At 53.3% G+C, this 860-nt stretch carries 1 protein-coding gene; it reads left to right on the forward strand.

Annotated features, from left to right (window positions below; all coding sequences use genetic code 11):
• The coding region (locus tag ACWHAR_RS24975) for a beta-galactosidase trimerization domain-containing protein (RefSeq protein ID WP_452088169.1) at positions 1 to 860 on the forward strand (860 nt) is incomplete at both ends.

The raw sequence follows: 860 nt of genomic DNA on the forward strand, positions 1-860 counted from the left end.
TGAAAGCTATGCGGCGCCTCATCAAAACGGCTATTTGAAAGCTGAAGCGGTTTCTTCTTATGCTCTTGGCGGAGCCGCGTTCTGCTATTGGCTGTGGCGCCAGCAGAGAGCCGGGTCTGAACAGCCGCACGGATCAGTGCTCAGCGCATGGGGGGAGCCTGATGTGGGATATGAAAATGTGCTCGAAGCCGAGCGGGCAAGACGAGAGGTTGAACACATCATGCTGGCTACGGCTCCTTTGCAGGCTGAAACAGCTGTCGTCTATTCGGACCGTGCGAAGGTGTTTTTGAAAACGGAGCCTCATCGGGGTCTTCATTACAGAACGCTGATCACCGAGTTTTATGACCGATTATTAAAGATGGGCATTCACAGGGATGTCATTCTTGAAGGGAGCCCGCTGGACGGCTACAAACTGCTGTTTACGCCGTTTATTCATTATCTTCCCCCTGCTTTTATCAAAAAAGCCGAAGCATTTGCACAAAGCGGCGGCATTTGGATTGCGGGTCCGCTGACGGGCGGAAGAACAGAGCACCATACGATTCACACTGATTGCGGATTGGGGCCTTTAGAAAAATGTTCTGGTGTTAAAACGCTGTTTACATTCCCGATGGATGAGCGGAACTCAAGCGGAACGGCGTTTGGCGCAAAGGCGCCGCTTAGCTTGTGGAGCGCTGTTTTTGAAGCCGGCGGCACCAAGGCTGTCGGGATGATTGAGAAAGGCCCGGCGTCAGGCAAAGCGTTCATCACGGAACACAAATGCGGAAAAGGCAAAATCGTCATGCTCGGGTCGATGCCGGCAGGCGAAGCGGGGGACATCATGATGAAAAAGCTGATCAGCCATTATGCCGAAGAAGCGGGCG

The sequence above is a fragment of the Bacillus sp. LR--39 genome (assembly GCF_053613335.1).